Origin of the sequence: Microbacterium sp. 71-36 (assembly GCF_001898305.1) — a bacterium.
Taxonomy (GTDB): domain Bacteria; phylum Actinomycetota; class Actinomycetes; order Actinomycetales; family Microbacteriaceae; genus Microbacterium.
On sequence record NZ_MKTP01000004.1, the window covers coordinates 444,359 to 469,112 of the forward strand.

At 70.0% G+C, this 24,754-nt stretch carries 27 protein-coding genes; 12 read left to right on the forward strand and 15 right to left on the reverse strand.

What is annotated here, in order from left to right; all coding sequences use genetic code 11:
• From kdpA to BGO45_RS13600, 3 genes are read right to left on the reverse strand one after another with little or no spacing between them, the layout of a single operon-like run.
• A complete protein-coding gene (gene kdpA, locus BGO45_RS13590) occupies nt 1–1,683 on the reverse strand; it encodes a potassium-transporting ATPase subunit KdpA (RefSeq protein WP_292695079.1) in 1,683 nt (560 codons plus the stop codon).
• A 1-nt stretch (nt 1,684) separates the two neighbouring features.
• Nucleotides 1,685–1,765, reverse strand: a complete 81-nt coding sequence (locus BGO45_RS13595; RefSeq protein ID WP_022878711.1) for a potassium-transporting ATPase subunit F — start codon at nt 1,763–1,765, stop codon at nt 1,685–1,687.
• Nucleotides 1,762–1,932, reverse strand: coding sequence for a hypothetical protein (locus BGO45_RS13600; protein WP_292695188.1), 171 nt, complete (start codon nt 1,930–1,932; stop codon nt 1,762–1,764). The genes BGO45_RS13595 and BGO45_RS13600 overlap by 4 nt, the downstream gene beginning before the upstream one ends.
• 229 nt (nt 1,933–2,161) lie before the next feature.
• On the opposite strand from BGO45_RS13600, the gene BGO45_RS13605 reads away from it, so the two are divergent.
• The 5 genes from BGO45_RS13605 (at nt 2,162) to arfB (ending at nt 5,024) form a co-directional block, all read left to right on the forward strand.
• Nucleotides 2,162–2,491, forward strand: a complete 330-nt coding sequence (locus BGO45_RS13605) for a PadR family transcriptional regulator (RefSeq protein WP_292695081.1) — start codon at nt 2,162–2,164, stop codon at nt 2,489–2,491.
• Nucleotide 2,492: 1 nt separating this feature from the next.
• Nucleotides 2,493–2,852 (forward strand): DUF1048 domain-containing protein, encoded by a 360-nt coding sequence (locus BGO45_RS13610; protein WP_292695083.1) that lies wholly within the window; start codon nt 2,493–2,495, stop codon nt 2,850–2,852.
• A gap of 87 nt (nt 2,853–2,939) precedes the next feature.
• Nucleotides 2,940–3,728, forward strand: coding sequence for an ABC transporter ATP-binding protein (locus BGO45_RS13615; RefSeq protein ID WP_292695085.1), 789 nt, complete (start codon nt 2,940–2,942; stop codon nt 3,726–3,728).
• On the forward strand, nt 3,725–4,486 hold the full coding sequence (locus tag BGO45_RS13620) for an ABC transporter permease (protein ID WP_292695086.1): 762 nt from the start codon (nt 3,725–3,727) through the stop codon (nt 4,484–4,486). Before BGO45_RS13615 ends, BGO45_RS13620 begins: the two co-directional genes overlap by 4 nt.
• A 100-nt stretch (nt 4,487–4,586) precedes the next feature.
• Nucleotides 4,587–5,024, forward strand: a complete 438-nt coding sequence (gene arfB, locus BGO45_RS13625; protein ID WP_292695087.1) for an alternative ribosome rescue aminoacyl-tRNA hydrolase ArfB — start codon at nt 4,587–4,589, stop codon at nt 5,022–5,024.
• 93 nt (nt 5,025–5,117) lie between these two features.
• Here the strand turns inward: arfB and BGO45_RS13630 are convergent, their stop codons facing one another.
• The 6 genes from BGO45_RS13630 to BGO45_RS13655 all read right to left on the reverse strand — a co-directional run bounded on the left by BGO45_RS13630 (nt 5,118) and on the right by BGO45_RS13655 (nt 10,582).
• Nucleotides 5,118–5,477 (reverse strand): PLD nuclease N-terminal domain-containing protein, encoded by a 360-nt coding sequence (locus tag BGO45_RS13630; RefSeq protein WP_292695088.1) that lies wholly within the window; start codon nt 5,475–5,477, stop codon nt 5,118–5,120.
• Nucleotides 5,478–5,681: 204 nt separating this feature from the next.
• A complete protein-coding gene (locus BGO45_RS13635) occupies nt 5,682–6,566 on the reverse strand; it encodes a CPBP family intramembrane glutamic endopeptidase (RefSeq protein ID WP_292695090.1) in 885 nt (294 codons plus the stop codon).
• A gap of 23 nt (nt 6,567–6,589) precedes the next feature.
• Complete coding sequence (locus tag BGO45_RS13640; RefSeq protein WP_292695092.1) at nt 6,590–6,967, reverse strand: hypothetical protein; 378 nt, start codon at nt 6,965–6,967, stop codon at nt 6,590–6,592.
• Nucleotides 6,968–6,970: 3 nt separating this feature from the next.
• Nucleotides 6,971–7,444, reverse strand: coding sequence for a hypothetical protein (locus BGO45_RS13645; RefSeq protein ID WP_292695094.1), 474 nt, complete (start codon nt 7,442–7,444; stop codon nt 6,971–6,973).
• Between the two features lie 100 nt (nt 7,445–7,544).
• Nucleotides 7,545–8,354, reverse strand: coding sequence for a MarR family winged helix-turn-helix transcriptional regulator (locus tag BGO45_RS13650; RefSeq protein WP_292695096.1), 810 nt, complete (start codon nt 8,352–8,354; stop codon nt 7,545–7,547).
• A gap of 191 nt (nt 8,355–8,545) precedes the next feature.
• Nucleotides 8,546–10,582, reverse strand: coding sequence for an APC family permease (locus BGO45_RS13655; protein WP_292695182.1), 2,037 nt, complete (start codon nt 10,580–10,582; stop codon nt 8,546–8,548).
• Between the two features lie 183 nt (nt 10,583–10,765).
• On the opposite strand from BGO45_RS13655, the gene BGO45_RS13660 reads away from it, so the two are divergent.
• Complete coding sequence (locus tag BGO45_RS13660; protein WP_292695098.1) at nt 10,766–11,845, forward strand: VanZ family protein; 1,080 nt, start codon at nt 10,766–10,768, stop codon at nt 11,843–11,845.
• 133 nt (nt 11,846–11,978) lie between these two features.
• Here BGO45_RS13660 and BGO45_RS13665 read toward each other — a convergent pair whose 3' ends face one another.
• Both BGO45_RS13665 and BGO45_RS13670 read right to left on the reverse strand, forming a co-directional pair.
• Nucleotides 11,979–13,190 carry a NosD domain-containing protein gene (locus BGO45_RS13665; RefSeq protein WP_292695100.1) on the reverse strand — a complete coding sequence of 404 codons (1,212 nt, stop codon included), beginning with the start codon at nt 13,188–13,190 and terminating at the stop codon, nt 11,979–11,981.
• Nucleotides 13,191–13,220: 30 nt separating this feature from the next.
• The gene (locus BGO45_RS13670; RefSeq protein ID WP_292695102.1) at nt 13,221–13,439 is read right to left on the reverse strand and encodes a hypothetical protein; all 219 of its coding nucleotides are present in this window, start codon (nt 13,437–13,439) and stop codon (nt 13,221–13,223) included.
• Nucleotides 13,440–13,698: 259 nt separating this feature from the next.
• Between BGO45_RS13670 and BGO45_RS13675 the strand changes: the two genes are divergently transcribed.
• The 6 genes from BGO45_RS13675 (at nt 13,699) to BGO45_RS13700 (ending at nt 20,563) form a co-directional block, all read left to right on the forward strand.
• Complete coding sequence (locus tag BGO45_RS13675) at nt 13,699–14,976, forward strand: extracellular solute-binding protein (protein WP_292695184.1); 1,278 nt, start codon at nt 13,699–13,701, stop codon at nt 14,974–14,976.
• Between the two features lie 148 nt (nt 14,977–15,124).
• The gene (locus BGO45_RS13680) at nt 15,125–15,979 is read left to right on the forward strand and encodes a carbohydrate ABC transporter permease (RefSeq protein ID WP_292695186.1); all 855 of its coding nucleotides are present in this window, start codon (nt 15,125–15,127) and stop codon (nt 15,977–15,979) included.
• On the forward strand, nt 15,976–16,812 hold the full coding sequence (locus BGO45_RS13685; protein ID WP_292695104.1) for a carbohydrate ABC transporter permease: 837 nt from the start codon (nt 15,976–15,978) through the stop codon (nt 16,810–16,812). The genes BGO45_RS13680 and BGO45_RS13685 overlap by 4 nt, the downstream gene beginning before the upstream one ends.
• 31 nt (nt 16,813–16,843) lie before the next feature.
• Nucleotides 16,844–18,226: a NosD domain-containing protein gene (locus BGO45_RS13690; protein WP_292695106.1), complete on the forward strand. Its 1,383-nt coding sequence runs from the start codon at nt 16,844–16,846 to the stop codon at nt 18,224–18,226.
• Nucleotides 18,227–18,237: 11 nt separating this feature from the next.
• Nucleotides 18,238–19,284 carry a LacI family DNA-binding transcriptional regulator gene (locus BGO45_RS13695; protein WP_292695108.1) on the forward strand — a complete coding sequence of 349 codons (1,047 nt, stop codon included), beginning with the start codon at nt 18,238–18,240 and terminating at the stop codon, nt 19,282–19,284.
• A 46-nt stretch (nt 19,285–19,330) separates the two neighbouring features.
• Nucleotides 19,331–20,563 (forward strand): glycoside hydrolase family 32 protein, encoded by a 1,233-nt coding sequence (locus tag BGO45_RS13700; RefSeq protein WP_292695110.1) that lies wholly within the window; start codon nt 19,331–19,333, stop codon nt 20,561–20,563.
• A gap of 364 nt (nt 20,564–20,927) precedes the next feature.
• Here the strand turns inward: BGO45_RS13700 and BGO45_RS13705 are convergent, their stop codons facing one another.
• The 4 genes from BGO45_RS13705 to BGO45_RS13720 form a co-directional block, all read right to left on the reverse strand.
• Nucleotides 20,928–21,800 (reverse strand): neutral zinc metallopeptidase, encoded by an 873-nt coding sequence (locus tag BGO45_RS13705; RefSeq protein WP_292695112.1) that lies wholly within the window; start codon nt 21,798–21,800, stop codon nt 20,928–20,930.
• A gap of 55 nt (nt 21,801–21,855) precedes the next feature.
• Nucleotides 21,856–22,851, reverse strand: coding sequence for a LacI family DNA-binding transcriptional regulator (locus tag BGO45_RS13710; RefSeq protein WP_292695114.1), 996 nt, complete (start codon nt 22,849–22,851; stop codon nt 21,856–21,858).
• Between the two features lie 68 nt (nt 22,852–22,919).
• Nucleotides 22,920–23,795 (reverse strand): carbohydrate ABC transporter permease, encoded by an 876-nt coding sequence (locus tag BGO45_RS13715; RefSeq protein WP_292695116.1) that lies wholly within the window; start codon nt 23,793–23,795, stop codon nt 22,920–22,922.
• Nucleotides 23,792–24,730 carry a carbohydrate ABC transporter permease gene (locus BGO45_RS13720; protein ID WP_292695118.1) on the reverse strand — a complete coding sequence of 313 codons (939 nt, stop codon included), beginning with the start codon at nt 24,728–24,730 and terminating at the stop codon, nt 23,792–23,794. Before BGO45_RS13720 ends, BGO45_RS13715 begins: the two co-directional genes overlap by 4 nt.
• Nucleotides 24,731–24,754: the final 24 nt, after the last annotated feature.

Genomic DNA, 24,754 nt, shown 5'->3' on the forward strand with positions numbered 1-24,754 from the left:
TCAGACGAGTCCTTCGGCCAGGGGTCCCAGGGTGAGGACCGGGAAGTAGGTGAGAGCGGTGACGATGACGGCCACGCCCGCGAGGAGGCCCGCGAACTGCGGCCGGTGCGTCGGCAGGGTTCCGGCGGTGGCGGGCACGGCATCCTGCGCCGCGAGGGAACCCGCCAGGGCCAGCACGAACACGATCGGCAGGAAGCGCCCGAGCAGCATCGCGACCGCGAGGGCCGTGTTGAACCACGGGGTGTTCGCCGTGAGCCCCGCGAACGCGGAGCCGTTGTTGTTCGCCGCCGACGTGAAGGCGTAGAGCACTTCGCTGAGGCCGTGGACGCCCGGGTTGAGGATCGAGGTCGACTCGACATCGTCCCGGATGCCGGGGAGCGCGAAGCTCAGCGCGGTGCCGGCCAGCACGAGCGTGGGCGTGACGAGGATGTACGGGCTCGCGAGCTTGATCTCGCGCGGCCCGATCTTCTTGCCGAGGTACTCGGGCGTCCGGCCGATGAGGAGGCCGCCGACGAACACCGCGATCACGGCGAGGATCAGCATCCCGTACAGGCCCGAACCGACGCCGCCGGGCGCGATCTCGCCGAGCATCATGTTGATCATCGGCATCATGCCGCCCAGCGCGGTGTAGCTGTCGTGCATCGAGTTGACCGCACCGGTCGAGGTGAGGGTGCTCGTCGTGCCGAACAGCGTCGAGCCGAAGATGCCGAACCGCACCTCCTTGCCCTCCATCGCGCCGCCCGCGAGCTGCGGGGCGGTGCCCGCACCGGCGAGCTCGGCCCACGTGAGCAGAGCCGCGGATGCCACGAAGATCGCGGCCATGACCCCGAGGATCGTGTAGCCCTGGCGGTCGTCACCGACGATGCGGCCGAACGCGCGGGGGAGCGAGAAGGGGATCACGAGCATCAGGAAGATCTCGAACAGGTTCGTCCACGGCGCGGGGTTCTCGAACGGGTGCGCCGAGTTGACGTTGAAGAACCCGCCGCCGTTGGTACCGAGGAGCTTGATCGCCTCCTGGGATGCCACCGGCCCGCCGGGGATCGACTGGGCCGCGCCCGCGAGGGTCGTGGCATCCGTGAATCCGGAGAGGTTCTGGATGACGCCGCCGGCGAGCAGCACGATCGCGGCCACGATGGAGAACGGCAGCAGCAGGCGATACGTGCCGCGGACGAGGTCGACCCAGAAGTTGCCGATGACGCCGCTGCGGCGGTACGCGAAGCCGCGCACCAGCGCGACCGCGATCGCGATGCCGACGGCGGCCGAGACGAAGTTCTGGACGGTCAGCGCCGCGAACTGCACGGTGTAGCCGAGGGTCGTCTCGCCCGCGTAGGACTGCCAGTTGGTGTTCGTGACGAACGACACCGCGGTGTTGAACGACAGGGCCTCGCCGGGGGCTTCGAGTCCGAGCGAGAACGGCAGCAGCGGCTGCAGGCGCATGAGCGCGTAGACGAGCACGACGCCCGCGACCGAGAACAGCAGCACCGATCGCAGGTACGCCTGCCAGGTCTGCGCGCCGCGCGGGTCGACGCCGATGAGGCGGTAGGTTCCCCGCTCGACGGCGAGATCGCGCTCGCCGGTGTAGATGCGGGCGATGTGGTCGCCGAGCGGGCGGTAGGCCAGGCCCAGGGCGACGATGAGGGTGAGGCTGGTCAGGACGATGGACCAGGTGCTTCCGGCATCCATGTCAGAACTTCTCCGGACGGACGAGGGCGATCACGAGGTAGACGATCGCGGCGACGGCGAGGACGGCGGCGAGGATGCTCACGCGGAATCGCCCCCTCGCTCGGACGCGGCGGGGGTATGCGGGCCGCGGCCGGGGGTGCGCGCGGAGGGAGCGCCGGGCTGCGGGCCCAGCTTCTCGACCCCCTGCGCGATGAGGGCGACCAGCGCGAAGAGCGCGAGGATCGCGACGAGGTAGACGACATCGAGCACGATGACTCCAGGTTCGGGAGCTTCCGCGCGACTGCTGTGGCGCGGGCGCCGCGGGGCGGCACGTATGTCGATGCAACTCCTGCGCGCCCGGCGTTCATGCGGCCCTAACGCTTTCCCTACGGCCGGGTCGCGGACGCATACGAGGCGCTTACGCGCTTGCTACTCGCTCTTGCTAAGTACCGGTACTCAGTGTTACGTTGTAGCGGTAGTCAACGTTGAGGAGTACCGCATGGCGAGGCAAGACACCGAGATGCTCAAGGGGGTGCTCGAGGGCGTCGTCCTGGCCGTCCTCTCGCGTCGGCCGGCCTACGGCTACGAGATCACCGCCGACCTCCGCGAGCGGGGGTTCGCCGACCTCGCCGAGGGCACGGTCTACGCGATCCTCGTCCGAATCGAGCAGCGGGATCTCGTCGATGTCGAGAAGGTGGCGTCCGAGAAGGGGCCGCCGCGCAAGGTCTTCACCCTCAACGAGGCGGGGCGAGAACAGCTCGCCGAATTCTGGACCACCTGGGGTCTGCTCGCCGATCGGCTCGAGCAGCTCCGCGACGAAGGGAACTGACATGGCCTGGTACGAGAAGATCATCGGCGACTTGGGCGCCAAGAAGCAGTGGCGGGAGTACCGCCGCCGCCTCGACGCCCTCCCCGCCCCCTACCGGCAGGCGGGCCGCGCGCTCGAACGCTACGTGCTCAACCTCGGGCCGACGGACGACAGCGACGCGCTGATCCGCATGGTGACCGACCTCGCCGACCTGCTCGAGCAGGCCGCTGCGGCTGACACGCCCATCCGTGACCTGATGGGCGCCGAGCCGTCGGCGTTCGCCGAGGAGTTCATGGCGAACTACGGCGACGGCAGCTGGATCGGACGCGAGCGCGCACGCCTCGCCCGCGCGATCGACGAGGCGGCCCGCACCCAGGGCTGATCCCGCTCGCACACGCCCTCCGGACCCGGCTGGCCGGAGGCGATGGCTCAGTGCGCCCTCCGGCCGGACCACCGCGAGAGGAAGAACATGCCCATCACCGATACCGGTTCCGCCGTGCGGGTCCGGAACCTCACCAAGTCCTACGGCGACGTCACGGTGCTCGACGGCCTCGACCTCGACGTCGAGCGCGGCACGGTCGTCGCTCTCCTCGGCGCCAACGGCGCCGGGAAGACGACCGCCGTCCGCATCCTGTCGACCCTGCTGCGCGCCGACGGCGGGACCGCGACGGTCGACGGAGCCGACGTGGCCACCCAGGCGGCGCGCGTCCGGGCCTCCATCAGTCTGACGGGCCAGTTCGCCGCCGTCGACGAGATCCTCACCGGCCGTGAGAACCTCACGCTCGTCGCCCGCCTGCGACACGTGCCCGACCCGACCCGTGTCGCCGACGAGCTCCTCGCGCGGTTCTCGCTGACGGATGCCGCCGGTCGCGCGGCATCCACGTATTCCGGCGGCATGCGCCGACGCCTCGACATCGCGATGAGCCTCGTCGGCGAGCCCGCCGTGGTCTTCCTCGACGAGCCGACGACAGGGCTCGACCCGCGGGCCCGCCGGGAGGTCTGGGATGCCGTGCGCTCGCTCGCCGCGTCGGGCACCACCGTGCTGCTCACGACGCAGTACCTCGACGAGGCCGAATACCTCGCCGACCGCATCGCGATCCTGCACGGCGGACGCATCATCGCCGAGGGGACGCTCGCGGAGCTCCGCGCGCTGTTCCCGCCGACGACGGTGGAGTACGTCGAGAAGCAGCCCACCCTCGAGGAGATCTTCCTCGCCATCGTCGGCGCGGCCGACCCGATCGACACGGAGGAATCATGACCACGCACGCGCTTTCGGACACCGCGGTCCTCACCGGCCGTTCGCTCCGGCACATCCTCCGCAGCCCCGACACGATCGTGACGACCGCGATCATGCCGGTCGCGATCATGCTGCTGTTCGTGTTCGTCCTGGGCGGCGCGGTCGATACCGGCGGCACCGCATACGTGGACTTCCTGCTGCCCGGCATCCTGCTGATCACCGTGGCTTCCGGAATCGCGTACACCGCATATCGGGTCTTCCTCGACGTGCGCGGGGGAATCGTCGACCGGCTCCGATCGCTGCCGATCGCGCCGGCGAGCGTCCTGTGGGGACACGTCCTCACGTCGCTGCTGGCGAACGCGGTTTCGCTTGCGCTGGTGATCGGGGTGGCGCTTCTCGTCGGCTTCCGGTCGGGCGCGTCGCCCGTCGCGTGGCTCGGTGTGGTCGGCATCCTGATGGCCTACACGCTCGCCCTCACGTGGGTGGCGGTGATCGCCGGACTGGCGGCGAAGACCATCGACGGCGCCAGCGCGTTCAGCTACCCGCTGATCTTCCTCCCGTTCGTGAGCTCGGCGTTCGCGCCCACCGACACCATGCCCGGGCCCGTGCGCTGGTTCGCTGAGAACCAGCCGGTGACGTCCCTCGTGGATGCCCTCCGCGCCCTGCTCGCGCAGCAGCCCGTCGGCGCGAGCGTGTGGATCGCACTGGCGTGGTGCGCAGGCATCCTCGCGGTCGCGTGGGCCGTCGCGGTGGTGCTGTTCCGGCGCTCCGCGCGCTGACGCCGGGCTCCGTGTCCAGGACACGCGGATGGTGCCGCCGGGCCTCCGCGTGTCTTGGACACTCAACCGGGGGCGGGGCGGGGTCGCGCATGATGGAGGCATGCTCTCCTCCGCCGGATCCGACGTGCGCGTCAGCGCGGGCCTGGTGATCCCGGCGGCGGAACTGTCGTGGCGGTTCTCGCGCTCGTCCGGCCCCGGCGGTCAGGGTGTGAACACCGCCGATTCCCGCGTGGAGCTGATCTGGGATGCCGCGCGCTCGGCCGTGCTGTCGCGGGTGCAGCGCGAGCGGGTCACGGATCGTCTGGAGAGCCGGCTCGTCGACGGGGTGCTGACCATCGCCGCGTCCGAGCACCGCAACCAGCTGCGCAACCGCGACGCCGCGCGCGCCCGTCTCGCCGCGCTGGTGGCCGAGGCCGTGCGTCCGCCCGCGCCCCCGCGTCGTGCGACCCGGCCGACCCGCGGATCGAAGGAGCGGCGTCTGCAGGCGAAGCAGCGCCGCACCGACGTGAAGCGCCTGCGACAGCGGCCCACCGATTGACGCCGATCGCGTCGACGGGCGTCCGAGAAACGCCGTACGGGCCGTCTTCCCGGCGGCGTGTTCCGGACACTCGACGGGTCAGCGGGCGCGCGGTCAGCTCGCGGCGTCGCCCTCGGCGCGGCGGCGGCGCACCTGCTCCTCGAGGTCGGCGAGGTACATCTCGCGCTCGAGGTCGGCGATCTGCTGCTCGGTGGTGCGGGCGCTCGGTGCGGCCGGAGCCGCCGCGGCATCCCGCTGCCACCGCCGGGGGTCGCCGAACGTCATCGGCTCGCGCCGCTGCTCCCACTCGCGACCGATCGTGAACCACAGGATCGACCCGATCAGCGGCAGCAGCACGATGAAGAACACCCACGCGAACTTCGGCAGGTGCTTGACCTGGTCGTCGCGGCGGGTGATGGCGTCGATCAGCGCGACCACCATCACGGCGAGGGTGAGTACGGCGAGGATCGGCATGGCATCCACCCTGCCGGAGGCGTCGGCGGGCGGCAAGGTTTCCGTGGCGGAGCCGCCCCGCGCCGTCGGGAGCGAGGGATGCCGAGACTGCACCCGCATGACGACTCCACTGCAGCGTGCAGTGGGTTTGTCGGGCAGATGCCGTCTCGGCGATCCGAGGGGCCACAGAGGCCCCGGCCCCCGGCCCCCGACCCGGATGCCGGGTCAGCCGGCGACGCTGACGCGGGCCGGCTCGTCGGCGTCGGCGCGGCCCTGCGCGTCGCCGCGCGTGACGATGAGGAGCACGACGGCCCACACCACGTAGGCGACCGTTCCGGCGCTGGCCACCGCGTTCGCCGAGTTCATCGTCGCGTGGGTGCCGTCGTCGATCCCGCCCGAAGCGAGGATCGTGGTCGGGTCGGTGAGCGCGTGCAGGATGATCGGCCAGATGAGCGAGCCGCCCACGCGCAGCGTGGCGTACATGCACACGCCGAAGGCGAAGGTGTAGATCACGATCGGGATCACCGCCGCGATGCTCTGTCCCGCGAAGAGGTTCGACAGGTGCAGCGAGGCGAACAGGAGCGAGGAGAGCGCCATGACGGCCCACTCGCGGTAGCCGTGGCGACGGAGCATCACGACGGCCATGCCGCGGGTGAGGAAGTCCTCGGAGAACCCGACGAACACGCCCGCGATGAGGACCGAGATGACGACGCCCGCCCCGTAGCGGCCGTAGTCGATCCCGAGGAAGTGGAAGACGATCGGCACGAGGATGAAGATCGGTCCGAGCCAGAACCACCACTTGCGCGGCACCGGCTGGCGCCCGAAGAGGGGGCGGGGCAGCCATCCGAGCGAGACGGCGATGATCACCAGGACGACCGAGCCGATCAAGGGCTGCAGGCCGATCGCGAGGAACGCCGACAGCGGGGTCGACAGGAAGTTCTCCGCGTCGACGAGCCCCCCGATCGCGGGCTGGAGGGCGAGCCCGGAGAGGTTGTAGACCGCGAGGTAGATCACGGCCATGAGGACCGCGCGCCACCAGCCGCCGCGGTTCCAGAAGCGCTGCCAGCCGTTCGCGCCGAGAGCGGGGGCGGTGCGGGTGTCGTCGTGCATCGACGGAGCCTTTCGGGGGGAGGTCACGCGAAGAAGCGGTTCGCGCGGGAGGTGTAGAGGAGGGCGATGCCGAGGACGGCGAGCGCGATCGTCAGGACGGCGCCGACGAGCACGTTGGCGTCCTGATGGGCGATCGCCTGCAGGATCGCGCTCAGGATGCTGAGGACGAGCGACGCGGTGACGATCACGCGCGCCACCCGGCGGGCTCCGAAGAGCCCGAAGCTGACCAGGAGCGTGATGATCCCGACGACGATCCCGACCCACGCGGAGGGGACCGAGACCCCCGCGGGGCGGATCGCCCCGGTGAGGACGAGGGCCGAGATGCCGACCTGGAGGATGCCGGTGACCCACGCGATCACCGCGACGAACGTGACTCCGGGCGGACGGTCGTTGTACGCCACCGGCTAGTTCTCGAGTCGGCCGAGCAGATCGTCGAGACCGAGGCCGCCGATGTTCTGCGCTTCGAACTCGAGAGTGGTGCCCGTGGTGGTGTCGGTGAGTTCGAGCACGCGGACGGTCCCGCTGTGCCGCCGGTTCACCTCGAGATGGTCCCGATCGATGTGCGCGACGGGACTCAGGTCTTTCCACCCGCCGACCAGGCCGGTCGACCGCCGCCCGAGGATGTAGAGCTTCGTCTCCGACAGCGCGAGCACGATGGACGGGAAGCTGCCGTGGGCCGCGCTGTGCGCGCGCTGGCCGACCATGCCTCCGGCGACACCCCACGCCAGCTGGTTGTCTCCCGCGAGACCTGCGCCGACGGCGGCGCCGAGGATCCCCGACTTCGTCGATCCCCGCGGCATGACGACGGCCACGTCGATGATCCGGTCGTCCGGGAGGACGGCCTGGGCGCCCTCGCGGGCGTGCTCTTCTCGGGACATGTCCGACTCCTTCTGCCTGTTTCGGGACAGTACCGAAGGAGTCGCGTTTGGGACAAGTCCGAATAGTTCGAACCGGAAATCATTCGGCGGGGTCGGGCCGTCAGCCCCGCCCCCGCGCAGCGACTTCCGCGAACAGCGCGGCCAGCGAAGCGCTCTCCTGCTCGATCCCGTAGGCGACCGCCCCCACCGCCCGCAGCCCCTCCGACGTGGCCTGGAGCACCACGGCTCGCCGGTCGTCCGGGACGACGCCGTGCACACGGGTGAGGAAGCCCTTCGCGCAGAGTTGGTCGATGATGTACGCCGCGCCCGCGGGGGAGACCTCGAGCGCGTCGGACACCGCGGCCGGGCGCACGCTGCCGAGCGTGGCGACGAGGACCAGGGCGGCGCGCTGGCGGGCCGCCAGCCGGCCCCGTGTCGCGGCCGCCGGCATGTAGCTCACGAGCCGAGCGCCGGATTCGCAGACGCGGCGCAGGAGATCGAGGGCGTCGGCGCGGGGCGAGGGTGCCGGGGGGACGTCGCCGACCGCCAATCCTCGACTGATCTCGCGCGCGATCGCCTCGCTCCCGTCGAGGAACGTCTCGCCCGCTCGCCGGAGCTCGTCGGCCTGACGCACCCCCGCCTCGGTGAGGACGACATCGACGGCGCGCCGATCGACCTCGGACGGCCGCGTCGTGACGATCCCCTCGTCCTGGAGCCGCAGGACGAGTCGGGAGATCGCCCGGCGGCCGAGGCCGCTGGCCTCGGCGAGGCGCCGGGTGCACACCACGCGCTCGGATGCCAGCACCACCAGCGCGATCATCTCCTCGATCTCCGCCCACCGGGTGCCGTAGACGGCGTCGATGACGCGGGTCAGCTCGTCGTTGAAGCGCCCCAGCAGCTCGATCGCGCGGCCGCGCGTGTCGTCATCCACCTCGTCCTCGATCCTTGCCCGCCCCCCATCCAACCAGCCGCGTCGTGGTGCGCGCCGTCGCTTCACCCGCGACGCGGAGGAGGCCCGAACGCCGGGGATGCCGAGACTGCACCCGCATGACGAACCCACTGCAGCGTGCAGTGGGTTCGTCGGGCAGATGCGGTTTCGCGGTCAGGGGGCCGCCGGCCGCCTCAGGACGCCGGGGAGGTGGGCGCCTTCCCGCGGTGCGCGGGGATCTCGGCCACCGGCTGACCACCGCGCTGCTGACCCGGGAGCGGGCGCGAGCGTCGGCCGTAGATGAGCTCGGACGAGTCCAGCAGCCACGGGACGAGCGTGATGGAGACGCCGTGCACGAGCATCAGCTGCTGCGCGAGGCGCCGCGAACGGCGGTTGTGGAGGATCGACTCCCACCAGTGGCCCACGATGAACTGCGGGAGGTAGACGGTCACCACGGCCGAGCCGTGCTTCTCGCGGTAGCTCTTGATGAACGTCGTCACCGGGGACGTGTAGGTGCGGTACGGCGACTCGATGATGACGAGCGGGATGGGCATGTCGTGCGCCGCCCACTCCTTCTGGAGGCTCGCGGCATCCTCTTCCGAGATCGCCACGTGCACCGCGAGGGTCTTGTCGTGCTTGGCGGCGAGGGCGTAGTCGATCGCCTTCATCACGGGCTTCTGCAGACGGTTCACGAGGATGATCGCGACGTCGCCCGAGGATCCGAAGTGCACCTCGTCGTCCATGCGGATCTCGTGCTCGACGTCGCGGTAGTAGCGGTTCACGCCGAGCATGAGCGTCGCGAGGATCGGAATCGCGATGAACACCAGCCACGCGCCGTGCGTGAACTTCGTGATCGTGACGATGACGAGCACGAGGACGGTGAGCGAGGCGCCGAGGGAGTTGATCCACAGACCCGTGATCGCCGAACGGCGTTCGTACCGGGCGCTCTGCTGGCGCGCCGCCTCGGGGGTGAGCGCGCGGAAACCGGCCAACGCCCGGCGCCAGTGGCGGACCATGCCGATCTGCCCGAGCGAGAACGACACGAACACACCGATGATGTACAGCTGGATCAGGGTCGTGAGGTTGGCCTGGTACACGATCAGCACGCCGATCGCGACGATGCCGAGGATCACCATGCCGTTGGAGTACACGAGACGGTCGCCGCGGGTGTTGAGCGCCTTCGGGGCGTAGCCGTCGCGGGCGAGCACGGCACCGAGCAGCGGGAAGCCGTTGAAGGCGGTGTTGGCGGCGAGCAGCAGCACGCACGCGGTCGCGGCCTGGATGATGAAGAACGGGATGCTGCCCATGCCGAACGTGGCGGCGGCCACCTGCGCCATGAGGCTCGGCTGCGGGAGGGTGCAGTCGAAGCCGACGAGGTTGCACGGGTTCTCGGCGTAGTGCACGCCGGACAGCAGTGCGAGCAGCGTCAGCCCGACGAACAGCGCGATGGCGATGCCGCCCATGAGCGTCAGGGTGGTCTGGGCGTTGCGGATCTTGGGCTTGCGGAACGCGGGCACGCCGTTGGACACGGCCTCGACGCCGGTCAGGGCCGAGCAGCCGCTCGAGAACGCCCGCAGCACCAGGAGGATCAGCGCGGCCTGCGTCATCGATTCCGCCTGGACGGCGTAGTTCGCGCTGGATGCCATGGGCACATCGCCCAGAACGGCGCGGCCGAGTCCCACGACGATCATGATGCCGACGGACCCGATGAACAGGTACGTCGGGATGGCGAACACCGACGAGGCCTCGCGCACGCCGCGGAGGTTGACGATGACGATGAGGATGACGAACCCGACGGCGATCTCGACCCGGAACGGGTTGAGTTCGGGGAGCGCCGAGATGATGTTGTCGACCCCGGATGCCACGGACACGGCGACCGTGAGCACGTAGTCCACCAGGAGAGCTGCGGCGACCACGACGCCGGGAACCTCGCCGAGGTTCTTGCTGGCGACTTCGTAGTCGCCCCCGCCGGACGGGTACGCCTTGATGAGCTGCCGGTAGCTCAGGACGACGACGACCAGCAGCACCACGACCGCCGCCGCGACCCAGGGGCTGAGCGTCAGCAGAGCCGTGCCCCCGATGAGCAGGATCATCAGCAGCTCCTGTGGGGCGTAGGCCACGGAGGAGAGTGCGTCGGAGGCGAAGATGGGGAGGGCCATCTTCTTGGGGAGGAGCTGTTCGTCGAGTTTTTCCGACGTGAGAGGCTCGCCGATCAGGATGCGCTTGGCCATCGGCGTCGGTTCGCCGGGCTCGCGACTTTCGTCAGTCACGGCGCGCGACATTACGCGCACTACCGCCCGTATGCAATCTGACGCACGGGCCGTTCACCGGCTGGTAGTCGTCCGGCGACATGGACGGGTGTTCGCAACGGTGAGAACCCGGCGTCGTCGGCCCGTATTCCCTAGGCTCGCCGGGTGCACAACATCATCGGGTCGGGGAGCCTCGCGATCGTCCTCGGAGGCATCGTCGCGTTCCTCGCCTTCGTGCCGTTCGTCGCCGTCAGCTACCGCCGCCGCGGCGGTCTGAGCTTCGGACGCACGGTGCTCTGGGCGGGCGCGGCGGTGTACTTCTGGGCGATCTGGACCTACACCCTCGTCCCGGTTCCCGACGGTGGCGACTACCGCTGTGCGGGGACGAACCTCCGTCCGTTCCAATTCGTGGACGAGATCCGGGATGCCGTCGCCGTCTCGGGCCGCTACCTCACCGACCCGGTCGTGCTGCAGGTCGCGCTGAACGTCCTGCTGTTCGTGCCGCTCGGTTTCTTCCTGCGGGTGCTCGGCGGGCGTGGCATCCTGATCGCCGGCCTCGTCGGTCTCGCGATCAGCGGCGTGATCGAGACGACGCAGCTCACCGGCGTGTGGGGGATCTTCCCGTGTGCGTACCGGGTGTTCGACGTCGACGACCTCATCGCCAACGCCTCGGGCGCCCTGCTCGGCTCGCTGCTCGCGTTCGCCGTGCCGAAGAAGCATCGCGGGGCGGAGAGGTCCCCGGATGCCGAAGACCCGCGCCCCGTCACGCGTCGGCGTCGGGTCCTCGGCATCCTGTGCGACGTGATCGGCATCACTCTCCTGGCTTTCGCCGTGTCGATCACGGTGCAGGCGCTTCTGTCGTTGGTGGTCGATCCCGCCGCCCGCACCGGTGTCGTCGCCGGACAGGTGGGGACGTTCGCGGCAGCGACGGTGTGGCTCGCGGTGATCCTCGCGACGGGACGGTCGATCGGAGACCTGTCGACGCGCGTGCGGTACACCGACGGTGTGCTGCCCGCGTGGGTGGCGCGTCCGTTGCGGTTCCTCACGGGAGCCGGCGCGTACGCCCTCCTGAGCGATCTGCCCGCGCCGTGGTCGGTGTCGGCGTTCGCGCTCGCGGTGGCGACCGTGGTGCTCCTCTTCCGGTGGAAGGACGGCCGCGGGCTCACCGGCTGGATCGGCCGGCGCCGTCTCGTGGACGACCGCGAGGGCGTCGTGAGCCCGGTCGCCGTCGCGTCGCGCGGGTAGCTCTGCGCGGGCTCCGGCCCGTCCTGCGGAGTTCGGCGGTGACGCGCCGGGTGGTGGCATCCGGGTGCGGCGTGTCGGCCGGGGACTCCGCAGGACGGTACGGCGATCCGGCCCGTCACGCGTTCCCCGTCGCTCAGGGCGTCGCGCGGAAGCCGTACGTCGCGGCGCCGAGGGCCTGGAACTCGGCGGTCGTGCCCGAGTCCAGCACCTTCGTGTTGGTGGTGCTGCCGTCGAGCACCGCCGACCGCACGGCGACGTTGGCGGCGTGATGGTTCATCGCGAGGTAGTTGTTGGTTCCTGATTTGACGAGGACCATCGTCGGGACCGCCCCCGAGGGCAGGACGTTCGCGGGCGGAACGTCGAACGAGAAGTGGTTGGTCACGATGGTGTTGCCGCTCCCGCGCACGTGGATGAGCCCGAAGAGGTCGTCCTGCGGGGCGGGGACGCTCTGGAACGGCGGGAAGCTCTCGCGATTGCGGAGGAAATGGTTGGCGCTGATCAGGTTGTTGTCGCAGGCGCCTTCGGTCGTGATCATCCCGGCGAAGAAGCTGTGCAGCCGGTTTCCGGTGATGCTGTTGTTCGTGCAGTTCTTCAGGTGCACGCTGCTCTTGCCGCGGGGGAAGACGTTGTTCCCCGTGATGAGCAGCCCGAAGTGGCCTTCCGCGAAGATCGAGAATCCGTAGGGGCCGGCCCCGATCAGGTTTCCGCTCACGAGGCTGGCCTGTCCGGATGCCACGAGCTCGATGCAGTTGCCGCACTCGGCGATGAAGTTGTTCGTGACGGCCAGCGCGTCGGCGCCGGTGATGACGAGCCCGCGCTGCAGGTACACCAGGCCCATCCCGGCGATGCGCAGGGAGTCGGTGTCGCTGGTGGAGCGGATGCCGATCTTGCCGTTGGTGTAGCTGTTCTGGTTCGGCGTGAACGAGACGCCGTCGAGGCAGAAGTCGATGAACTCGATCGAGCTCAGGCGCGGCGAGCCGGAGCGCTGGATGAGGAAGGCCTCGGCGTTGCCGTCGGTGTTCTCGACGCGGATCCGGCTGCCGCCGGGGAAGACCTCCCACCACGACGAGGTGTCGCCGGCGTTGTACCGGATGCTCGACGACGTGAAACCGTGGCCGGATCCCTTGATCTGCAGGTAGCTGATGTCGATGACCGCTCGGGTCTTGAGGGAGTAGTCGCCCGGCGGGATGTAGATGACGGCGCCCGGCTTGGAGGCCTGGGAGGGTTGGTTCGCCTTGATGTCGGCGATGATGCTGTTGATCACGGCGCCGATGTCGGTGGCGGCGGTGACGGTCGGTGCGGAGGGGATGGTCCAGGTCGTCACGTCGTAGATGGTCGAGGGCATATCGGCTCCTTCGCCGTTTCGTCGTTCGGTTCAGAGCACGCCGAGCAGCGTGCGGTGGGGGCGTTCGGGCGGCGTGTTCGCGGCGGCGGGCGTCGCGGCGGCGACCGTGGGGGCCGCGACCGCGGGGCGCGCGCCCCAGGTGCCCACGGCGCCGGCCGCCAGCGCGATGGACAGGAATCCGCGCCGGGTGAGCCCGCCGGTGGGGGCGGCGGCCGACGGGGCGTGTCGGCGGGAGCGTGGTGCAGTCATGGTCCTCCTATCGCCAAATGGATTTGGCATCCGGTCTCGTGGCGAGAGTAGGGCGGGCCGGGAACGAGGGCAAGCGCCAAAGACTTTGGCCCCCGGGCGCGCTTGACGGCGCGCTCCGAGGCCGGTTACCGTCATGCCAAGACGATTTGCCAAAACGTATTGGCGAAGACTCCCACCCGCACTTTCCCGAATCACTCACGAAGGAGTCGAAGTGATGAAGCTTCGCACGCAACAGCACACCGGACGTGTCCGGCGCGCGATGGGGCCGCTCGCCGTCGTGGCGGCGGCCGCCGTCGTCCTCACCGGATGCGGTGCCGGCGGCGGCACCGGAGCAGCCGAGGGGACTTCCACCCTCACGGTCGTCGTCGAGGGCGGCGGCAAGGCCGAACTCCAGCCGATCGCCGACCTCTACAAGAAGGAGAAGGGCACCGACGTCACGCTCGTCGAGCTGCCCTACGACGGCCTCTACGACCGCATCCAGTCCGAGCTCCAGGCCGGCACGCCGTCGTTCGACGTCGCCGCGCTGGATGCCATCTGGCTCCCCGCGTTCGCTCCGGGGCTCTCCTCCCTCGACGATCTGTTCACCGACGACGTCGAGAACGACCTGTTCGGCGGCCTGGTCGACGAGTCGCAGGTCGACGGGAAGCACATCGGGATGCCGGTGTGGACGAACTCGGAGATCCTCTTCTACCGCACGGACCTGTTCGAGGATCCGACGAACAAGGCCGACTTCCAGGCGAAGTACGGCTACCCCCTCGCCGCGCCCACGACCTGGGAGCAGTACCGCGACGTCGCGGAATTCTTCACGCGCGACACCGACGGCGACGGCACCGTCGACCTCTACGGAACCGACGTGAAGGGTGCGGTCGAGACCGAGTGGCTCGCGACGGTGTCGCAGGCCGGTGAGTCGCAGATGGTGCTCGACCCGTCGAGCGGCCAGGTGACGATCGACGACGCGAAGCACAAGGCGGCGCTCGACTTCTACGTCAGCCTGCTGCCCTACGCGCCGTCCGGGGCCGCGCAGCTCGACTGGGCCGGCGCGCAGAACCTCTTCTACCAGGGCAAGCTCGCGATGATGCGCTTCTGGGGCCACGCCTACCGGCAGACCCCCGCGGATTCGCCGATCAAGGACTCCATCGGCGTCGCGCCCATGATCGGCGGCCCCGGGGGAGTGGCCGGGGTCCCCGGCGCCTGGTACCTGTCGGTGCCCGCGAGCGGGACGAAGCAGGATGCCGCGAAGGACTTCATCGCGTTCGCGTACGAGCACAACGACCTCGCCGCCGACACCTCGCTGGGTCTCGTCGCGCGGAAGAGCGCGTTCGAGTCGAAGGCCGACGTCGCCGGATTCGAGAACTACGCCGCTCTGGTGAAGACCCTCGAAGCCCCCGGCTCCGTGCCTCGACCGGCGACGCCGGAGTGGCAGGAGATCGTCGACTCGGTCCTCGTGCCGATGCTGCAGAAGGCCGTCGAGCCGGGAGCGGACACCGCGAAGCTCCTCTCCGACGCCAAGACCCAGATCCAGTCGATCGTCAACTGACGATCCCGTTCGAAAGCATTCCGTGGAGACCATCGCTCCTCCCGCCCGTGACGGGGTGGCCCCGGCCGCCCCGTCACGGGCCGTGCCGCCGCCCCCGCGCCGGCGTCGCAGCAAGGACGCCGGGGACCGCCGCTTCGCCCTGGCCCTCATGGCCCCGGCAGCGCTCTTCCTCGCCGTGTTCGTGCTGTGGCCGCTCGTGCGCTTCGTCTACGACAGCTTCTTCGAGATCTCGCCGTTCGCGGGCGCCGGGCGCACGTTCGTCGGGTTCGCCAACTACGCGGCGGCGTTCGGCTCGGAGACGTTCCAGTCGGCGTCGGTGCGCACGGTGGTCTACACGGTCGTGGTGGTGACGGCGGAGTTCGTCCTGGGCCTCGCCGTCGCCCTGCTCTTCACCGCGCTGGGACGCCGGTCGGCGGTCTTCCGCACGATTTTCATGTACCCGCTGATGATCGCCCCCGTCGTGGCGGGACTCCTCTGGCGCTTCCTGCTCATCGACAACTTCGGCATCGTCAACGAACTGCTCACCCGTGCCGGCATCCTGTCCGACCCCGGCCAGATCGCGTGGCTGAGCGATCCGCGCATCGCGCTGTTCTCGGTGGCGGTGCCGGACATCTGGCTGACCACGTCGTTCATCACGCTGGTCCTGTTCGCGGGACTCCAGAACATCCCCGGCGACGTCATCGAGGCGGCGCGGATCGACGGGGCGCGGTATCCCCGCATCCTGTTCAGCATCATCCTTCCGCTGCTGCGGCCGGTGATCGCCGTGGCGCTGATCGTCCGCGGCATCGACGCGGCCAGGGCGTTCGACATCATCCTCATCCAGACCGACGGGGGACCGCAGAACAGCACCACCACGCTCAGTCTGCTGATCTACCGCACGATGACGCGCTTCGGCGACCCGGGCCTGGCGAGCGCGATGGGCACGGTGTACCTCGTGGCCATGCTCGCCGTCGCCATCGCGGCCGTCCTGCTCATCTGGCGTCCCGGAGGTACCGCGCGATGAATCCCCTCGAAACCGTCGGCCGCAGCCGCGTGGTGCTGTGGGCGCTGCTCGCCGTCGCCGTCGTGCTGTACGGCTTCCCCTTCCACTATCTGCTCTTGACGTCGTTCAAGACCCCGCTGGATGCCATCGCGGTGCCGCCCACGGTCCTGCCCGGCGTCTGGACGCTCGAGAACTACGTCTCGGCGCTGTCGCGCGCGGGAGTCCCGGCCGCGCTGATCAACAGCGTCGTGACCGCGGTGATCTCGACCGCGCTCTCGCTGCTGCTGGCGGTACCGGCGGCGTACGCGATCACGCGGTTCCGCACCCCGAGCGGCCGGGTGTTCATCCTGGCCGCGCTCGTCACGCGCATGGTCCCGACCATCGCGGTCGGTGCGCCGCTCATCGAGGTGATGCGGTCGCTGGGGCTGACGGACACGTCGTTCGGGCTCGCCCTCGCGCACACGACGATCTCGTTGCCGCTGTCGATCTGGCTCATGGCGAGCTTCTTCGAGGCGGTGCCCGACGAACTCGGCGAGGCCGCGGAGGTCGACGGATGCTCCCGTCTGCAGGCGATGGTCCGGGTCGTCCTGCCCGTGGTGTCCGGTGGGCTGGCCGTCACGGCGATCTTCGCGTTCCTCGCCTCGTGGAACGAGTTCCTCTTCGCGCTGCTGCTCACCTCGGTGCGCGCGCAGACGACCCCGGTCGTGATCGCGAACTTCCAGACCCAGTTCGGCCTCGATTGGGGCGGCATGACCGCCCTCGCGACGGTCTACTCGGTGCCCGTCATCCTGCTCACGCTGTTCCTCCAGCGACACATCGTCGCCGGTCTCACGCTGGGCGCGGTCAAGGGCTGACATGGCGCCCGCAGACAAGGAGAACCTCCCGATGCCTCCGCACACCAACCGGTACGACGTGACCGACGGATCCTTCGGTGACGCCCGACACGACATCGGAGCCGTCATCAACGGCATCCTCCGCGATGTGAAGGAGCGGCAGCGCGGCGCCGACGTCGAGGACGGGGGGCGCCCGGGAGCCGTCATCCACATCCCCCCGGGTGACTACCGGCTGCGCACGCAGGTCGTCATCGACGTCAGCTTCCTGCGCATCGAGGGTGCGGGCCACGGCTTCACCTCGTCGAGCATCCGGTTCAACGTCCCGGAGGACGAGTGGCCCGACCTGCATGAGCTGTGGCCGGGCGGAAGCCGCATCATGGTCGACCTCGACGACGTGCGTCCGGGCGACGAGGCGTCCGGCGCAGCGTTCCTGGTGGCGCGCATGGGGAGCCCCCGGATCAGCTCGGTCGAGTTCGTCGGGTTCTGCATCGACGGTCTCCACTTCACCGCACCCGGACCCGACGACAACGTCGAGAACTCCTACGTCAACGGCAAGACCGGGATCCTCGTGCAGGATGCCAACGACTCCTTCCGCGTGAACGGCATGGGGTTCGTCTACCTCGAGAACGCGCTCACCGTCTACAACGCCGACGCGCTGTCGATCCACGACAACTTCATCGCGGAGTGCGGGAGCTGCGTGGAACTGCGCGGATGGGGGCAGGCGTCGAAGATCACCGACAACCTCATCGGCGCGGGGTTCGCCGGCCACTCCATCTACGCCGAGAACCACGGCGGTCTGCTCGTGACCGCGAACAATGTCTTCCCGCGGGGAGCCAGCAGCGTGTCTCTGCACGCGGTGACCCGCTCGAGCGTGACGAACAACCGGCTGCACTCGTTCTACCCGGGCATGGTGGTGCTCGCGGCAGGCAGCTCCGAGAACCTCGTGGCATCCAATCACTTCCTGCGCGACCACGAGCCGTGGACCCCGTTCCTCGGCGTGGAGGGGCGCTACGACGACGCGTTCGGGCTCCTCCACATCGACGGCGACGGCAACTCGGTCATCGGCAACCACTTCTCCGAGGTCGTCGCGGCGTCGCGGGTGCGGCCCGCCGGCGCGCCGCCCGTGATCGTCCGGGTCGCCGGCGGAAGCGGCAATCGGGTGTCCGACAATCATGTCGTGGCCTCCGACGTCGATCCCGGCTCGCAGGACTCCGCGTTCGAGGCGCAGGTCGAGGCGCTGCTGTCGACCGCCGAGGCGCGCCCCCTCCCGGTCGTCACGGTGCGCGTCGACCCGGCCTCCAGCGGCAACACGATCCTCGATTCCGGGACCGAGGACGAGGTGGATGCCGAGCCCGCGGCGAACGCGGTCCGGTTCACTCCCGCCGTCCGGGCGTCGCACATCACCACCCCGGGGCAGAAGATGGTACGAACGTGAGGGGGGCGACGATGACCGAGACGCGGCTGACCGAGAAGACGGCGGGGATCCGTGACGTCGCCGCGCGCGCCGGGGTCTCGCAGACGACGGTGTCGCACGTGCTGAACGCCACCCCCCACACGCGGGTCAGCGACGAGACCGCCGCCCGGGTCCGCGCCGCGGCGGAAGAACTCGGTTATCGTCCCAACCGTCTGGCCCGAGGACTGCGCACCCAGGCGTCGGAGATGATCGGGCTCCTCACCGAGGAGATCGCGACCACCCCGCACGCCGGTCGCATCATCCTCGGAGCGCAGGAGGAGGCGAGCCGGCACAACCTGACGCTCGCGATCATCAACTCCGAGCTGAATCCCGACCCCGAGGTCCCCCCGGTGCAGGTGCAGGCCTTCCTCGACCGTCAGGTCGACGGCATCATCTACGCCACCGTCTATCACGACGAGATCGTCGCGCCCGAGAACCTCTCCGCCCGCCCGGCGGTGCTGATCGGTGCCCGCGACAGCACCGGCACGCTCCCCGCCGTCCTGCCGAACGAGCGCGCCGGTGCCGTCGCGGTCGTCGAGATGCTCGTCGCGCGGGGGCACCGCCGCATCGCCTTCGCGGCGAGCGCCGAAGACGTCCCGGCCACACGCGGCCGCCTGGGCGGCTACCTCGAGGCGATGGCCGCGGCGGGGCTCTCCACCGAGGGGCTCGTCGCCGAGGGGAGCTCGGACGCGCGCGGCGGGTACGCCGCCACGAACGTCCTCCTGGATGCCGCCCCGACGGCGCTGTTCTGCTACAACGACCGCATGGCCATGGGCGCCTATCGGGCCGCCGGTGAACGGGGCCTGTCGATCCCCGGGGATCTCTCGGTCGTCGGTTTCGACGACCAGGCGCCGATCCCCGAGAGCCTGTTCCCCCCGCTCACCACCGTCGCCCTCCCGCACTACGAGATGGGGGCGTGGGCGGTGGACGCGCTGTACGCGGTCGTCAGCGGATCGAGCGGGGGAGCGGCATCCGTCTCGCCGACGCTGCTGCCGTGCCCGCTCGTCGAGCGCGAGTCGGTCGCCGCCCCCCGCGCCTGACCTTTCGTGACCCTCCCCTCGGGGACCCTTCCTTCGGAGACCCTCCATGCGCCCTTCCCTGCACTTCACCGCCCGCACCGGCTGGATTAACGACCCCCACGGCCTCACCTGGCGCGACGGCGAGTACCACGCCTTCTTCCAGTACGTCCCCGACCGGGTCGACTGGGCGCCGAGCTGTCACTGGGGTCATGCGAGCGGGCCCGACCTGCTCTCGCTGACCGAGCGCGCCGTGGCGCTGCACCCGGGCGACGGCGATGACGGCATCTGGACCGGATGCCTCGTCGTCGACGGAGACGACGTGCGCATCTTCTACACCGCCATCACCGAGCCGGACTTCGGCATCGGTCGCGTGCGGGTCGCGACGCCCGTCGCCGGCCTCGACGGGCCGTGGGTGAAGGGCGACGTCGTCGTCACGGCACCGGCCGAACTCGACCTCATCGCGTTCCGTGACCCGTTCATCCGTCGCGACGACGAGGGCTGGCGCATGTTCGTGGGCGCCGCGGGCCGCGACGGGACGGCGATGGCGCTGTCATGGACGTCCGCCGACCTGCGGGCCTGGCGGTACGCGGGCGTGACGCTTCAGCGCTCCACCGACGTGACCGAGCCGGTGTGGATGGGGGCTCTCTGGGAGTGTCCCCAGTTCGTCACCCTCGACGGTCGCGACGTCATGATCTCCTCCGTGTGGGATGCCGACGTCCTGCACTACGCGGGATATGCGGTCGGCGGTTTCGACGGTGACCGCTTCGACGCCGAGGCGTGGGGGCGGCTGACGTACGGCGACGGCCTGTACGCGCCGTCGCTGTTCTTCGACGCCGACGGGGCCCCGTGCCTGCAGTTCTGGATCCGGGGGGTCGGCGACCACGAGGCCGGGTGGGAGGGGGCGCACAGCGTTCCGTACCGTCTCGGTCGTCAGGGCACGGTGCTCACCGCCGAGCCGCATCCCGATGTCGCGCGGCGCCGTGGCGAGCGCGCACCCGATGGGCGGGTCGCCGGCCTCGCAGCCGACGTCGAGTGGTCGGGTCCCGCCGGGCGTCTGACGGTCTCGTCGGGCGGAGCCGATGCCGCCGTGGTGGAGAAGCGCCCGACGGATGCCGTGGTGCGGGTCGGCTCCAAGGAGTGGAGCGTACCGGTCGGCGAGGAGCTGCGGATCGTCCTCGACGGTCCGGTCCTGGAGCTCTCGTCTTCCGCCGGGGTGTTCAGCGCGGTCCTCGCTCCGGTCGGCGACGACCTCGCCGTGGGCGCGACCGGAGGCGAGCTCCGGGTCTACCCGCTGCGCTGAGCCGCTGCCCCTTCCGGCCGTGCCGTGAGGCCGTGTGCCGTGGCGCGGAGGTCGTGGGTGGCGCGCCGGGGTGGTGGCATCCGGTGCCGGCGTGTCGGTGTCGGACTCCGCGGGACGGTACGCCGGTGCCGCGGTCGTGGGGCGTGTGCCGTCAGGCGGAGATTGTGGGCGGCGCGCCGGGGTGGTGGCATCCGGTGCCGGCGTGTCGGTGTCGGATTCCGCGGGACGGTACGCCGGTGCCGCGGTCGTGGGGCGTGTGCCGTCAGGCGGAGGTCGTCGGTGGCGCGCCGGGTGGTGGCATCCGGTGGCGGCGTGTCGCCCGAGGACTCCGCGGGACGGTACGCCGGTGCCGGCCCGGCACGCGCTAAAGGCTCCCCGTGGCCACGGAGAACGTGTCGCACGCGTTCACGCCGCCCGCGCGGCCGGCGTCGAACCAGCGCTGGCGTTGCTCACTCGACCCGTGGGTCCAGCTCTCGGGGTTCACCACCCCGCCGGACTCGGCCTGGATGTGGTCGTCGCCCACCGCGGCCGCGGCGGCCAGGGCGTTCGTGATCTGTTCGGTCGTGGGCGGCTGCAGGTACGGCGTGCCGCTCTCGTCGACCTGGTCGGCCGCATCGGCGACCCAGGCGCCCGCGAAGCAGTCGGCCTGGAGTTCGGTGCGCACGCCGTTGCTGGCCGGGCCGGTGCCGTCGTTCGGGTACTGATCCATCACGCCGATGAGGTTCTGCACGTGGTGGCCGTACTCGTGCGCGAGCACGTACAGCTGAGCGAGCGGTCCGGCGTTCGTGTCGAACTGCTCGCGGAGGAGCGCGAAGAACGTCGGGTCGATGTACACCGTCTCTTCCGGCGGGCAGTAGAACGGTCCGGTCGCGTTCGAGGCGGTGCCGCACTGCGTCGATGTGGCGCCGTCGACGATGATCAGCTGCGGCTTGCTGTACCCCTCGACCGTCTTCCCCCAGAACTGGTCGAGGTTCAGCGACGCCGCGGCGAGCCGGCAGTCGTCGTTGGTGTTGGCATCCTGTCCGGTCTCGCAGTTCGCGATGCGCTCGCCGCCGGTCTGCGGATCCGCCGCGCCGCCGCCCCCCACGATCCCGCTCAGGTCGGTGCCCGTGAACAGCTGGATGAGCAGGAAGACCACCGCGCCGAGGCCCACCGCACCGCCGCCGACGGCGGCCACCGTGCCGCCGCGGCGTTTCGCCGAGTTTCCGCCGACACGGGCGTTGTCGTTGAACGTCACGTCCGCGACGGTAGCGCGCAGGCGGCTCGTCGGGAGGGGGGTTGAAACGCGGGGATCAGCCGATTCGCCGCACCGACGCGGTCGGCCGCGGGGGAGCGGTGCTCTCGCGCACGATCAGCTGCGGCCGTTCCGACGAGAACCGGCGGCCGGTCTCGCCGGCGATCTCGTTGAGGAGCAGCTGCAGGCCCCGGCGGCCGAGTCCGGCGAAATCCTGGTCGACGGTGGTGAGTGGGGGAGACCACAGGGCGGCGAGGGGGTGGTCGTCGAAACCGGCGACCGAGATGTCGTCCGGAACGCGCAGACCGGATGCGGTGATCCCCCGGACCACGCCCATCGCGATCTCGTCGTTGCCGCAGAACACGGCGGTCACCGACGGATCTTCGGCCAAGCGGCGACCGATCTCGATGCCCGAGCGCGGGTCCCAGGTCGCGTCACTGAGCGGCGGGACGACCGCACCGCGGCGTTTGAGCGCGCGCCGCCAGCCGGTCGTGCGGCCGTCTTCGCGGCGTGACGGGGGAACGCGCACGTGGTGCACGGTCGCGTGGCCCAGATCGAGGAGGTGGTCGGTGAGTTCTTCCGCGGCGCGGGACTCGTCCAGTACCGCCTGGCGGAGTCCCGGTTCGCGGACACCGGACAGCGCGACCACCGGGAGCGACGACGGGATGCGGTGGAGGGCGGCGACACCCGGGGGATCGAACTTCAGGACGCAAACCCCGGCCAAGGGTTGCGACAGGGTCGCCGCGATCGCTCGGTCTATCTCGTCGTCGTCCGTGCTCTCCACGACGGTGATCATCACGGTGTAGTCCTCGGCGCGTGCCGCTTCCTCGATCCCCCGGATCGTCTCGGCGTAGCCGTACTGCGATGTGTCACCGGCGATCACGGCGATCACCTGCGCTTTGCGCGAGGCCAGCACGCGGGCGGCGGCGCTGGGGCGGAAGCCGAGCGCCGCGATCGCGGCCTCGACCGCTTCGCGCTTCGCGGGGCTGACCTTCGCGGCCCCGGTCAGCACGCGTGACACCGTCGGGACCGATACCCCGGCCCGCGCAGCCACGTCGGCGATCGTCGCCGGTCTCGTGCGGGAGGGGTCCATTGCGCTCCGTCTGTGCGCGGCGCCCGCCGTCACTTGACGGCGCCGCTGGTGATGCCCGAGATGATCTTGCGCTGGGCCACCATGAACGTGATCAGCAGCGGAAGGCTCATCAGGATGATGTAAGCGAAGATCAGATGCCAATTCTGAAGGTACAGACCGCTGCTCGCCACTTGGTACAGGTTCAGCGGGAGGGTGTCCAGTCGGCCGCCGACCACGAACAGCGCGTAGAAGACGTCGTTCCAGATGTACAGGCAGATGAGGATCGTCGCGGTCGCGAGCACCGGCATGAGCAGCGGCAGGATGATCTTCACGAACACCCGCACCGGTGAAGCACCGTCCACGCGCGCTGCTTCCTCGAGTTCGACGGGGATGGTGCGCACGAATCCGGTGACGAAGAAGATCACGGTCGACATGTACATGCCCATGTAGACGCCGATCATGCCGACCGGGGTGCCGGCCAGACCCAGCTGACGCAGCAGGAGGACGATCGTGACGACGGCCGGGGGCAGGACGATGCCGCTGATGGCGACGGCGTAGACGAACGCCAGACCTCGAGAGCGGCGGCGCCCGAGGATCCAGGCCGCCATCGACCCCAGGATCAGCACGCCGAGAACGGCCGGCACCATCACGAGGATGCTGCCGCCGAACGCGGCGATCATCCGTCCGTCCGACACGACGGTCGCGAAGTTGTCGAACAGGTGCCATTCGGTGGGGAGGGCGAGCGAGGGCACGAACGCCTCGGACTGGGTCTTGGCGGCCGTCAGCACCGTGAGCAGGAACGGGATGCCGAGGAGCGCCACCGCCGCCACGACGGCCGCGATCGGCTGGATCACGCGGCCGATCGGCGAACGGCGCCGGGGGAGCCGGCGGGCGCGGCCCGTCGTGAGGGTCATGGTCTCGGTCACAGCACGTCCTCCCGCTTGCGCAGAAAACGGATCACGGGGAAGGCGAGGATCGCGACCACGAGGAACAGCACGAGGCTCATCGTCGTGGCCTGGGCGAACAGGCCCTGGCCGAACGTCCGGAAGATGAAGATGTTGAGCAGCTCGGTGGTCCCGCCCGGGCCGCCGGCGGTCGTCGCCTGGACGATGTCGAAGCCGTTCATCGAGCCGAGCAGCGCCGTGGCGACGTTGAAGGTGACGGCGGGGGCGAGCAGGGGGAACCGGATCGCGCGGAAGGTGGTCCACCACCCCGCGCCGTCGAGGCGCGCAGCCTCGAGGATGTCGTCGTTGATCGTCTTGAGCCCTGCGAGGTAGATGAGCATCGACAGGCCCATCCACTTCCACGCGTGGATGAGGGCCACGACCACGATCGTCCAGGTGGTGCTGCCGAGCCAGGCGATGTCGATGCTCTGCCCGGTCACGGCGCTGAGGATGCCGTTGAGCGCACCGTCGGGCTTGAGCATGGCCTGGAAGATGTAGCCGACCGCCAGGGCCGACATGATCACGGGCACGAAGAACGCCACGCGCAGCGCGCGGTTCGTGCGGGTGTCGCGCTCGAGCAGCAGGGCGAGGGCGAGGCCGAAGAGGTTCTGGAAGATCGCCACCAGCACGGCGTAGATCAGCGTGACCGTCAGCGCGTTCACGAGGGAGCCGTTGGAGAACAGCGACACGAAGTTGTCGGTGCCGATGAAGTCGATCGAGCTCTTGAAGCTGGACCAGTTGGTGAACGCGTAGACGAAGTTGAAGACGGTGGGGACGGCGAAGAACACCACCAGGACGGCGAGCGCCGGGATCAGGAACCACAGCGGGTGGTCCTTCGCGTGCCGACCGCGTGACGCGGGGCGCGCGGATCGCGGCGGCGGCGTCACCGTGCGGGGACGCTCGAGGGTCGAAGTCATGGGTGTTCCTCCCGGGGGAAGGGG

What these genes read in the sequence shown, in the direction of transcription:
- kdpA (WP_292695079.1), bottom strand. Translation starts at nt 1,683, where the DNA reads ATGGATGCCGGAAGCACCTGGTCCATCGTCCTGACCAGCCTCACCCTC.
- BGO45_RS13605 (WP_292695081.1), top strand. Translation starts at nt 2,162, where the DNA reads ATGGCGAGGCAAGACACCGAGATGCTCAAGGGGGTGCTCGAGGGCGTC.
- BGO45_RS13610 (WP_292695083.1), top strand. Translation starts at nt 2,493, where the DNA reads ATGGCCTGGTACGAGAAGATCATCGGCGACTTGGGCGCCAAGAAGCAG.
- BGO45_RS13615 (WP_292695085.1), top strand. Translation starts at nt 2,940, where the DNA reads ATGCCCATCACCGATACCGGTTCCGCCGTGCGGGTCCGGAACCTCACC.
- BGO45_RS13620 (WP_292695086.1), top strand. Translation starts at nt 3,725, where the DNA reads ATGACCACGCACGCGCTTTCGGACACCGCGGTCCTCACCGGCCGTTCG.
- arfB (WP_292695087.1), top strand. Translation starts at nt 4,587, where the DNA reads ATGCTCTCCTCCGCCGGATCCGACGTGCGCGTCAGCGCGGGCCTGGTG.
- BGO45_RS13630 (WP_292695088.1), bottom strand. Translation starts at nt 5,477, where the DNA reads ATGCCGATCCTCGCCGTACTCACCCTCGCCGTGATGGTGGTCGCGCTG.
- BGO45_RS13635 (WP_292695090.1), bottom strand. Translation starts at nt 6,566, where the DNA reads ATGCACGACGACACCCGCACCGCCCCCGCTCTCGGCGCGAACGGCTGG.
- BGO45_RS13645 (WP_292695094.1), bottom strand. Translation starts at nt 7,444, where the DNA reads ATGTCCCGAGAAGAGCACGCCCGCGAGGGCGCCCAGGCCGTCCTCCCG.
- BGO45_RS13655 (WP_292695182.1), bottom strand. Translation starts at nt 10,582, where the DNA reads ATGGCCAAGCGCATCCTGATCGGCGAGCCTCTCACGTCGGAAAAACTC.
- BGO45_RS13665 (WP_292695100.1), bottom strand. Translation starts at nt 13,190, where the DNA reads ATGCCCTCGACCATCTACGACGTGACGACCTGGACCATCCCCTCCGCA.
- BGO45_RS13670 (WP_292695102.1), bottom strand. Translation starts at nt 13,439, where the DNA reads ATGACTGCACCACGCTCCCGCCGACACGCCCCGTCGGCCGCCGCCCCC.
- BGO45_RS13675 (WP_292695184.1), top strand. Translation starts at nt 13,699, where the DNA reads ATGGGGCCGCTCGCCGTCGTGGCGGCGGCCGCCGTCGTCCTCACCGGA.
- BGO45_RS13680 (WP_292695186.1), top strand. Translation starts at nt 15,125, where the DNA reads ATGGCCCCGGCAGCGCTCTTCCTCGCCGTGTTCGTGCTGTGGCCGCTC.
- BGO45_RS13685 (WP_292695104.1), top strand. Translation starts at nt 15,976, where the DNA reads ATGAATCCCCTCGAAACCGTCGGCCGCAGCCGCGTGGTGCTGTGGGCG.
- BGO45_RS13690 (WP_292695106.1), top strand. Translation starts at nt 16,844, where the DNA reads ATGCCTCCGCACACCAACCGGTACGACGTGACCGACGGATCCTTCGGT.
- BGO45_RS13695 (WP_292695108.1), top strand. Translation starts at nt 18,238, where the DNA reads ATGACCGAGACGCGGCTGACCGAGAAGACGGCGGGGATCCGTGACGTC.
- BGO45_RS13700 (WP_292695110.1), top strand. Translation starts at nt 19,331, where the DNA reads ATGCGCCCTTCCCTGCACTTCACCGCCCGCACCGGCTGGATTAACGAC.
- BGO45_RS13720 (WP_292695118.1), bottom strand. Translation starts at nt 24,730, where the DNA reads ATGACTTCGACCCTCGAGCGTCCCCGCACGGTGACGCCGCCGCCGCGA.